We start from the raw sequence: 10,383 nt of genomic DNA, 5'->3' as shown, positions 1-10,383 counted from the left end.
TTCTCACCGAATTATTGTTTGGTTTGTACTTTTCTCTCAAAGTATTTACTTATTTAATTTTTTAAGGTTCTGTTTAAATTTTAGTGCTGTCTTAAGTGACAACTATTAAAGTATACTATACTTTTTTTAGGTTGTCAAGACTTTTTTAAACTTTTTTAAATTCTTGTAAACTTAATCAAGTTTTTGTTACGTCTTTTTCAGACAACTATTAAAGTATACGCTCCTAAATCATTCTTGTCAAGTGTTTTTTGAAATTTTTTTCAATTTTTTAGTAATAATGTATAATATTAAGTAAGAAAGGAGCTATTATGGGATTTACAAATGATGATATTTACAAAGTTTTTAAGATGTTTCAAGAATGTTTGATGATAAATTGTTCTTTATTAAATAAATTGGACGAAAATTTGAGTAACAGAGATCACGGTAGTAACCTCAACAATGGATTTAAAGAATTATTTACAACTTTCCCCGATTTTAAAGATGATGACATCTCTACACAATTCAAGAATCTATCATTTCTATTCACATACAAAGTAAAAGGCGCGACAGCTCCTATCTATTCTTATGTTTTTGATAAAATTTCTGAATATACTAAGGATACTGATATATTGAACCGTGAAATGTTTGGAAAGATTTTGAAAATCACGACAGAATCCGTGAAACTTGTTGGAATTTGTAAATTAAACGATAAGACAATACTAGACTGCATTTACGCTGCAGAAAAAAGCTTTGAAAAAAATAAAAACGAAAATACTATCAGATTAATGAAGAAAGTAAGCGTAGACTGCAAGATAGCCTGCGACAAAACAGCTGATATGGCTGCAAATAAAGGAAAAGCACGTCACAACGCCGTGTTTTCTATAGGTGTCATAGACCCCGGCTGTTACTCTATGTTTTTGTTTTTCGACACATTGTACAAATACACTCTTAAAAAAAGACGCACAAAATAAAAGCTCAATCAAACGCATCTGTTTAATTGAGCTTTTGTGTGTTTTATTCTATTTCCAAACCAAGTATTTTCATTTCTTCATCTGTGAGTTCTCGATAGTCTCCTTCTTCCAATTCTTCCGGCAATTTAAAATCTCCTATTTGCACTCTTTTAAGTTCTACTACTTCGTTTCCGACTTTTTCGAACATTCTTTTTACCTGATGAAATTTTCCTTCTTTTATTGTGAGGTAGCAATTGTAATCGTCTATAATCTCCATCGTCGCAGGTTTCGTTACTATGTCTTCCGGCATAAGCTTTATCCCTTTTTCAAACGTGTCGTTGTATTTCTTGTCAACCTTGTTTTTCAAAGTCACCAAGTATTTTTTTGACACGTCTTTTTTCGGCGATATCAAGTTGTGTGCAAATTTCCCGTCATTTGTGATAATCAAAAGTCCCGTTGTGTCCTTATCCAATCTTCCGACAGGCTTCAAATCAAACACGCAGAGTTCTCCCATATCGTCAATTACAGTTTCGTGTTCGTAATCTGTAGAGTTGCTAGTGACCCCTTTTCTCTTGTTCATCACAAAATACAAGTATTTTCTGTATTCAATGATTTCGTCGTAAATTCTGACCACATCGTTGTTCTCATCAATTTGCTGCGAGGATTTCGTGGCAGTTACCGAGTTGACGCTTACGATTCCTTTTTTCACCATAGCTTTTATTTCTTTTCTCGTTGCGATTTTCATATCGCTGAGCATTTTATCTAATCTCATATTTCTCCTTGTATTTCTCTAACTTTTGTCTAATTTAAAATTGTCCCTATTATCCGAGGAATTTCTTGATGAAATTCAATTTTTCCTCAGTAAACGGTTTGAACCTGAATGGATTGTCGAACTTCTTCGATACATAGATTGTTTGTTTGTGTGAAAAAGTGTCAAATCCCCATTTTCCGTGATAATTTCCGATTCCGCTGTTGCCAAATCCTCCGAAAGGCGCTTTGTTGTTGGAAATGTGCATCATACAATCATTTACGCACCCTCCGCCGAAGTAAACGGCGTTTGTGATGTAATCGGAGAGTTTTTTGTCGTTGGTGAATACATACAATGCCAAAGGATTATCCAACCTTCTTATGTGAATCAATGCGGAGTCGATATCGCTGTACGAAATCACTGGCAATATCGGCCCAAATATCTCGTCGTGCATTATTTCATCATTAAATGTCACATCCAACAACACGCATGGCTCGACTATCATCTCATCATCATGGTAGTTGCCTCCGATTTTGTCCGCTCTGTCGGCGATGATTTCCTTGAAGCTTTCGTATTTTTCTCTCGTCTTTATCCTTGCCATTTCCGAGATATCGGAGTAGTTTTCGTCGATTTCTTTTAAAACATAGTGTAACAACCTGTCTTTCACTTTCTCATCGACCACCAAATAATCCACAGCGACACAAGTCTGTCCCGAATTTGTGAACTTCGCCCAGCAAATTTTCTTCGCCGCGTCTTTCAAATCGCAATCCTCAGTCACGATGCAAGGGCTTTTGCCTCCGAGTTCGAGCACGCAAGGTTTCAAGTTTTTCGCAGCTATCTCGTATACTTTCTGCCCTCTTTTTTTGCTTCCAGTGAAAAAATAAAAATCAAACTTTTCCTCTAATACTTCGTCGTAACTTTTTTCGTTTTCGAGATGAGCGATGTCTTCGATTGGTTCCAACACTTTTTTCATCAATGAGCAGAGTTTCGGATTTTTCCTGCTCATCATCAAATATACGCTGTTTCCCGCTGCAATCGCATCAATCACAGGAATCATACTCAGATTAAAAGGGTAGTTCCACGGACTAATAATCAAGCACACTCCGAATGCTTTTTTCCTTATGTGTGTTTTGTTGGGAAATGTCAGCAAATCAAACCCCGCTTTCTGGTCAGCAGAAAGCTTTACGGTGTTTTTGATAAAATACTTCAGCTCCTGCATCACCGTAACGTATTCCGTCATAAAAGCCTCGTATTCGCTTTTTTTGATGTCGTCGTACAAGCAGTCCAAGATTTCCTGCCTGTGCTTTTTGACAGAATCTCGCAGTTTTCTGAGATACAAAACCCTAATCGAAGGTTTCAACAGTAAATTTCTCGAATTTTCTCTCAATTTGTCTATCATCAATTTCACCCCAATATGAAAATAAGCCAACCGATTCGCAAAAATTTTAGCTAATCAGTCAGCTTATAATTACTTTTCGTTGATACGTACAAGTCCAATCAAATTTCCGTTGACATTTCTGATTGACTCGACAGATTTTACAAGGTCGCTTTTTCTCGTCTCTCCAACTCTGTAAACCAACAAAGTCGCATCACAAATCGCAGACAATGCGACAGCATCTGAATAAGCCTCGATTGGAGGCGTGTCGATTATAACATAATCGTAGTTGTCTTCCAATGTGTGAATAAAATTCTTCATTTCATCGCTCGATATAAGCTCGTTTGCGTTTGGAGGGATAGCACCGGCGTGGATAATATCCAAATCCCAGATTGATTCGTCGTGGCTTATCGCAAGTTTGTAGTCCATATTGTTGACAACTACATTTGTGACGCCGATTTCTGTGTCAATGTCGAAAAAATTTCTCAAACTTGGACGCCTCAAATCCATATCAACGATGACAACCTTGTGATTGCCCAATGCGAAGCTCTTAGCCAAATTAGCGGCAACAGAAGTCTTTCCCTCTCCGAAATAGCTCGAAGAAACGACAATGCTTTTGACATCTCCTGAGAATTTCACATTTGTTCTAAGGTATTTGTATTGTTCATTAAACAAAGTTTTATCCTTCATCTATAATCGCACCCCTTTCTGCAACGTAAGGAATATCTCCGATGACATAAACTCCCAATTCATCCAAATTAGTGTCTTTTCTCATAATGTCGTCGTTCGATTCTGAGACCATAAAAGCTATCAAAGCTACGACAAATCCCACGCAATAAGCTATTAAAGTGTCTCTCACCAAATCAGGACTCACCGGATTATTCGGAGCTGAAGAGTATTCCAACACCTTTACATCGTACTCGTCAGCCTTGTTCGCTACACACGAATCCGCTAACTCATCTGCGATATCTCGCGCACGATTAATCACAGTATCTTTGACTTTAATCTTGACAATCTTGGAATTGGAATTGTCTATCTCGATTTTTTTCGCCAAATCTTCGACATTTGACCTCAATTTCAATTTTTCCTTCACCTCTCCCAAAACAGAACGTGAAGTTACAAAAGATTTCACAGTTTCTATTTGAGTGGAAGAAGTGTTGCCACTTTTTGCACTGACAACTACTTTTGAATCGACTTGAAATACAGGCCTAACCCACATTATATCGAAACAAATAGCTGCAACCGCAAACAAAAATGCGACCAAAACAATAGGAACAAATCTATTTTTAAAAGTTTTCACTAACAAGTTTTCTCTCATTTTATCTCCTCTTACCAAAAATCCTAGACAACAATCCGCCTTTTTTCTTATCCAACACGCTTATCCTGTCGATTCTCTCATTTTCAATGATGAGTTGAGGATGAAGCCTCATTATCAAATCAAAATAATCCGAATCAATAATCTTGTGCAATATTTTGATGCCATCACGAACGCTCTCAGCTTCGTAGGCATTCTCCGTTTCAGTTGCAACCACATCGACAATATGTCGTTGTAGAAGTTCCTTTGCACATTTGTAAACTCGAGAGCCCTTTGATTTAGTCACAGAATGAATATCCAACTGAATCAAACAATCCCTCTCCTTCAAACTCAACAAATAATCGGGATTTTCTTGAATGTATTTGCACCTTTCCGGATGGGCAATAATCGGAACAAAGCCCTTGATTTGAATATCGTATATGTATCTATTCAAATCCTTGTACTCCATAGTCATCGGAAGTTCCAACAAAATATACCTCGAATGATTGATTGAACTTACCAAATCATTTTTGAAATAAGCCATCATTTTCGCATCGCAACACATCAAATTGCCCGGAAGAACTTTGAAATCAATCTCCTGATATTCCAATTCGTCATTCAATCTGTCAATTAGAAGTTTCTTCTCATCTTCAGTCAACACTCTGCCATTCAAAGAAATCTCGGAAGCACTTACGACTTTTTTGTAGCCCAGTCTGACATACTCAATAGCCGTAGTCACAGCTTGATCCATATTGCTCGAACCGTTCTTCATATCAGCCATTATCTTGCTATTAATATCTATCATTTACTCACCCAAAAATTCCTTAGCTACAAATCCTATCTCGCGGTTAAAATCAATCTTAACCCAGTTTGTTCCGTTTGAATCCGTAGTTTCCTCGACAACCTTGACAGCGTCACCCTTTTTCAACTTCGTTACAACATTTGAGTTCTTGTTGGCTTCTTTTCTCATATTCAACACATCGGCAGTGACCTTCATAGTCTTGTCGTGGTTTTCAGATTCCGGTTTCTTATCAGTTGTAGAATTTTCAGAAGACCCCGCAGAATTTTCATTGGAATTGTCAGCCGACTTTCCTTCTTCGTCCTTCTTGGAATCCGCAGAACTTTCTTCAACAGATTCACTTTCAACATTATTATTTCTCATCGATTCGTATTTTTCTGGTTTTCTCAGGCAACCTGTCGTCAACACCAAAATCAAAATCGCAATAGGTATTAATTTCTTCATAAATTCATCTCCTAACAACAATTATTATTTTAACATATTACAATAATTTTATGCACATAAAAATGCACAAAAATTCACTAAATACATTATACCATCAAATGCCTATTTATAAATATCCCATCTACTATCAATATTCAAAACATAAATCACAATCTCATCTTCTACAACCTTGAAAATCGCCCTGTACTTTCCAATCCTCAACCCAAAAATATTCCTCTCGCTACAACGAAAAATCTTGATATCGTATCTGAAGAAATTCTCCTTATCCTCGGACAAATCCCGAAAAGCCTTGTAGAATTTCAGACCGCACTCCTTGTTCTTTTTGATAAACTTTTCTGCACTCTTGCTGTACTTAACCTTGTATAACATCGTCAATGTCCAGCTCTTTCATATCAGAAGTATCTGAAAAATCTATCCCCAAATCGTCGAAATATTTTTGCTCATCCTCAGCTACATACTCGCAATTTTCTTGCAAAAATTCCAGCAATTCCTTTTTTTCTTCCCTTTCAATCTTTTCAATAGCAGCAATTCTCAAAAATTCAGAAAAAGAAATCCCCTTATTTCTGACAAATCTTTCTATAACTGCGTTTTGATTTTCAGGCAAAGTGATGTTTTTTCTTACAGTATTCATAGACACTCCTTTCATTCAATACTCATAGTGTGTATAGGTGTATTATACATCCTGCAAATTTTCTCGTCAACAACAAACGTGACAACCCACTCATTATTATATATAATAATAGAAGATGAACATATTAATATAAGGAGAAAATTTTGAAAATTTCAATAATAGGATATTCTGCATCAGGAAAATCCACATTAGCACAAGACATATCACAAACATACGATTTGCCATTGCTTCACCTTGACCAAGTAAACTTGACAGAAAATTGGAAAGAACGTGACCTTGACGAAGCGATTAACATAGTAGAAAATTTTATGAAACAAGATGATTGGGTGATAGATGGAAACTACGACAAGCTCAAAAAAATTGAAAGACTCGCTCTTTCTGACATAATAGTGTTCCTCAACTTCAACAGATTCAATTGTCTACTAAGGGCCATCAAACGCTACATCAAATACCACGGAAAAACCCGAGAAAGTATGGCGGACAATTGCCCCGAAAGACTAGACTTTGAATTTATAAAATGGATACTCATAGATAGCCGCAGCAAAGAAAAACGCGAACACTACGCAAATATGAGAAAGCACTACTCACACAAATGGATTCAAATCGACAACCAAGAAGAACTCACAAAATTTAAAAAATACCTTCAACGAAGCAACTCGAGCCTGTAATACGGCTCTTTTTTAGTTGGATTTTTTCGGAAAACAAATTATCGCAAACAAAAAAGAGGTGAAGACCACCTCTTTTTTTACCTATTCGGTTATTTTTTTGTAAGTTCTTTAAGAACTTGTTCACTAACCATTCTATTACCGCCAACCGCTGTTAATCTTTCGATTTGAGATTTGAGCAAGTAATCTTTTAATGATTGTGGTGCATTGTTACTTGGTGTCAACAAGATTGGTTTACTCATTATTCCACCTACTGGTGCAATCACCAATGCGTCCATCCAATTTTCTCCATTAACCAAGAATGCTTCTTTTGTCGATGGGAACTTGGCGTTTGCGATTGCTATTGCCGTTTCGTATCTCGAATTTCCTTGCAATCTTTCTACAACATTTGGTAGTGGACTTTCGAGAGATTTCGATACGGTGTTCAATCCACCTGCTATCGTTACATTTTCGATTCCCAAATCCTTCAACGCTTTGTTGATAGTTGTTGGAATGTTCTTAGCTTGTACCAATAGGATTGGATATCCTTGTTGCGCTGCATAAGGGCCAACTGCCAACGCATCTGCAAATACTTCGCCGCTTGCGATTACAGCATGACCTTTCTTGCCAGTGATTTGTACAATTCTTCTAGCAACTTGTGCTGATGTTTCGTATCTGTCGTTGCCCCAAATTCTCTCTACTGAATTTTCATCGTAAGCTTTTAATTCGCCTTTTACAGAATCTGCTACCGAGTTGTGTCCACCTACAATTATTACATCTTTTGCTCCAAGTCTTTCGATTTCAGCGCCAACTCTTGTATCTAGTTTATGAGTATCTGTCAACAATATTGGTGCCTTTAATATTTTAGACAACACTGATGCTGTAATAGCGTCTGCGTAATTGTTGCTATCTACAACTATAACTGTATCTGCATGTCCGAAATATTTCTTGGAAATTTCAATCGCTGTTTGGATTCTGTCATTTCCACTAACTCTGTTTTCAGTTGTTGTACCTGGTGTTTGAGTGTTAGATGGATATGATGGGTAGCTTGGATATGATGGAGTTGTTCCACCGTTACCTGGTTTCTTACCCTTTAATGCTAATTCTGCTTTTTGCAAAGCATTTAATGCTGCATCTACTTCAGCTTGACTAGCTTTTAGATTGTTAAGAACATTCTTAGCATTCGCTAATGCGTTATCGTAAGCATTCTTCTTATCTGCATATGCGTATTTGTATTTGTCAGAAGCTTTTGTAGTATTTTCCTTGTCAACTTCAGCTTGAAGCTCGCTCTTGTCAGTTGCCTTACCGTTCAATTCATCAGCAGCTTTCTCTAATGCTTCTTTTGCTTTATTAACATCTTCTTGTGTTGCTTTGTCATTAACAACTTTTTTTCCTTTGTCTACGCTTTCATCATAAGAATCTTTCTTATCCTTGTCAGCATTCTTGTACTTGTCGGATTCTTTTATTGCATCTTCTTTGCTCAATTCGTCTTCAAGTTGTGACGTGTTAACTTCTCCTGACTTAACAACTGTTTGAGCTGGTGTAAGAGTTCCTGTCTTGCCGTCTTTTGTAACTGTTACATTGCCTTGAACATCAACAGTAATGTCATCGTCAGTTAAATTTAAATCTGGGTTAGCTTCTTTGACAGCTTCTTTAATCTTATTTTGTTCTTCCGGCTTAATATTGTCTGGATCTACTACTTGTACTAATGTCGGAGCTTTTACAGCAAGTTTATTATCATCTTGTTTAACAGCTTTTTCTGGAGTAATTGTTCCGATTAATTTGCCATCCTTGTCCTTAACAATTACAGTACCATCATTTGCTACATCAATAGTTGCGCCTTCTGGTAGATTTGGATTTTCATCTTTAACAGCTTTCTTAACAGCTTCTTTTTCGTCTTCTGTCAAAGCTTTTGAGTTTGCAACTGTTACAGGTGTTGTTGGTGCTTTTACAGTTGGTGATTCCATACCATTAAGAGCTTTTTCTGCTGCTTTTAATGCTTTCTTAGCTGCGTTTACTTCTTCTTGTGTTGCATTTGTTTTTGCAAGTACTTCTTTTGCTTTTGTCAACGCTTCATCATAAGCTTTCTTCTTAGCTGCATCAGCGTTTTTGAATTTGTCAGAAGCTTTTGTCGCACTTTCCTTGCCAACTTCAATTTGAAGCTTGCTCTTGTCAACTGCTGGTGTAGTTTTTTTCTTAACTACATCTGAAGCTGGAATTGTTGTTTCTTTTCCATCTTTTGTTATGACTACTGTTCCATTTTCTTTAACTTCGATTTGGCCATCTGTTAAGCCAGTGTTTGCTTTCTTAACTGCGTCTTTTACTTTCGCTATTTCATCGTTAGTTAATTTTGATGGATTTGCTACTTCTGTAACTTCTGGTGCTTTTACATCTGTAGATACAGTTTTGTCTTTACCAATTGTCTTTGCTTTTTCGCCAGCTTTTGTAACTGTTACATTACCTTCTTTGTCTACTGCGATTTGTTCGTCTGTTAGACCTGGGTTTGCTTTCTTAACTGCGTCTTTGATTGCTTGCTTTTCATCGTCTGTTAAGTTTACTGGGTCTTTTACTGCTACTTTTGTTGGGTCTTTTAGTCCAGTTTCTTCTCCACTTTCTCCAGATTTTTTGATGGTTTGTGATGGGCTTAGTGTGCCTTTTTTGCCATCTTTTTCTACCGTTACATTACCTTTGTTATCAACTGTGATTGTAGCGTCAGTCAAATCTGGGTTAGCTTTTTTAATAGCTACCTTAATCTTTCCTTGTTCTTCTGGTGTTACATTTTCTGGGTCTTTTACAGCAACTTTTTCTGGAGCTTTTACTGCTAGTTTACTTTCGTCTTGCTTAACAGTTTTATCTGAACTTATCTTTCCAATTTCTTTTCCAGCCTTATCTGTGATTGTTACACTTCCATCGTCTGCCACTGTTACTTTCGCATCTTTTGGCAAGTTTGGATTTGCATCTTCAACAGCTTTTTTAACTTTTCCTTTTTCTTCATCAGTTAATGCTTTTGAATTTGCTACTGTTATTTGACTTGCTGGGTCTTTTATTTCACTAGCTGGTGTTTTGGCATTAGCTTTTGATGTGTCAGTTGCTTTTGATGTGTTTCCAGTTTTGTCTTTTGCTACTGCACTTACTTCTGTACCATCTTTTACTTTGTCTGCTGGAATTACAATTTTTCCTTCTTCAACTTTTAATCCGCTATCGGCTGGATTAAATGTCCAAGTACCATCATCACCTTTTGTTGCTGTAACTTTTACTGGATTTGTTTGTCCTTCTGGTGTATATGTTACTTCAACTTCTTTTGTATCAACGTCTGTTGGTGGTGTTACTGTTACATCTCCATTGTCTTTGGCTTCTACTTTTGGTGCTGCTGGTGCTGTTGTGTCAGTTTCACTTGGTGTTTTTGCTTTAGCTTTAGATGTTTCAGTTGGTGTTGATGGGTTTCCTGCTTTGTCTTTTGCTATTGCACTTACTTCTGTACCATCTTTTACTTTGTCTGCTGGAATTACAATTTTTCCT

The 10,383-nt window shown here is 36.8% G+C and carries 11 protein-coding genes; 2 read left to right on the top strand and 9 right to left on the bottom strand.

Annotation, left to right across the window (positions count from 1 at the left end; all coding sequences use genetic code 11):
- Positions 1-308: 308 nt before the first annotated feature.
- Positions 309-950: a dihydroxyacetone kinase subunit L gene (locus tag Q0X02_RS07575; protein WP_297813902.1), complete on the top strand. Its 642-nt coding sequence runs from the start codon at positions 309-311 to the stop codon at positions 948-950.
- A 43-nt stretch (positions 951-993) separates the two neighbouring features.
- Here Q0X02_RS07575 and Q0X02_RS07570 read toward each other — a convergent pair whose 3' ends face one another.
- From Q0X02_RS07570 to Q0X02_RS07535, 8 genes are all read right to left on the bottom strand, one after another.
- The gene (locus tag Q0X02_RS07570; RefSeq protein WP_297813900.1) at positions 994-1,701 is read right to left on the bottom strand and encodes a pseudouridine synthase; all 708 of its coding nucleotides are present in this window, start codon (positions 1,699-1,701) and stop codon (positions 994-996) included.
- Positions 1,702-1,750: 49 nt separating this feature from the next.
- Positions 1,751-3,076 (bottom strand): aldehyde dehydrogenase family protein, encoded by a 1,326-nt coding sequence (locus Q0X02_RS07565; RefSeq protein WP_297813896.1) that lies wholly within the window; start codon positions 3,074-3,076, stop codon positions 1,751-1,753.
- A 69-nt stretch (positions 3,077-3,145) separates the two neighbouring features.
- On the bottom strand, positions 3,146-3,742 hold the full coding sequence (locus Q0X02_RS07560) for a CpsD/CapB family tyrosine-protein kinase (protein WP_297813894.1): 597 nt from the start codon (positions 3,740-3,742) through the stop codon (positions 3,146-3,148).
- Positions 3,732-4,370: a YveK family protein gene (locus Q0X02_RS07555; RefSeq protein ID WP_297813891.1), complete on the bottom strand. Its 639-nt coding sequence runs from the start codon at positions 4,368-4,370 to the stop codon at positions 3,732-3,734. Before Q0X02_RS07555 ends, Q0X02_RS07560 begins: the two co-directional genes overlap by 11 nt.
- Before the next feature lies 1 nt (position 4,371).
- The gene (locus Q0X02_RS07550) at positions 4,372-5,151 is read right to left on the bottom strand and encodes a tyrosine-protein phosphatase (RefSeq protein ID WP_297813888.1); all 780 of its coding nucleotides are present in this window, start codon (positions 5,149-5,151) and stop codon (positions 4,372-4,374) included.
- Positions 5,152-5,589, bottom strand: coding sequence for an SH3 domain-containing protein (locus Q0X02_RS07545; RefSeq protein WP_297813886.1), 438 nt, complete (start codon positions 5,587-5,589; stop codon positions 5,152-5,154).
- A 102-nt stretch (positions 5,590-5,691) separates the two neighbouring features.
- Positions 5,692-5,958 (bottom strand): type II toxin-antitoxin system RelE/ParE family toxin, encoded by a 267-nt coding sequence (locus Q0X02_RS07540; protein ID WP_297813884.1) that lies wholly within the window; start codon positions 5,956-5,958, stop codon positions 5,692-5,694.
- Positions 5,942-6,220: a DUF6290 family protein gene (locus Q0X02_RS07535; protein WP_297813881.1), complete on the bottom strand. Its 279-nt coding sequence runs from the start codon at positions 6,218-6,220 to the stop codon at positions 5,942-5,944. The genes Q0X02_RS07540 and Q0X02_RS07535 overlap by 17 nt, the downstream gene beginning before the upstream one ends.
- Before the next feature lie 143 nt (positions 6,221-6,363).
- Here Q0X02_RS07535 and Q0X02_RS07530 point away from each other — a divergent pair, with 143 nt between their 5' ends.
- Positions 6,364-6,888: a DNA topology modulation protein gene (locus Q0X02_RS07530; RefSeq protein ID WP_297813878.1), complete on the top strand. Its 525-nt coding sequence runs from the start codon at positions 6,364-6,366 to the stop codon at positions 6,886-6,888.
- A gap of 89 nt (positions 6,889-6,977) precedes the next feature.
- Here the strand turns inward: Q0X02_RS07530 and Q0X02_RS07525 are convergent.
- Positions 6,978-10,383: cell wall-binding repeat-containing protein (locus Q0X02_RS07525; RefSeq protein ID WP_297813875.1), on the bottom strand; the 3,406-nt coding region annotated here is incomplete at its 5' end.

Origin of the sequence: uncultured Finegoldia sp., assembly GCF_947252345.1 — a bacterium.
In the GTDB taxonomy this organism is placed as follows: Bacteria; Bacillota; Clostridia; order Tissierellales; family Peptoniphilaceae; genus Finegoldia.
Note: the sequence above shows the minus strand (reverse complement) of the source record. Positions and strands in the feature narration are given on the sequence as shown.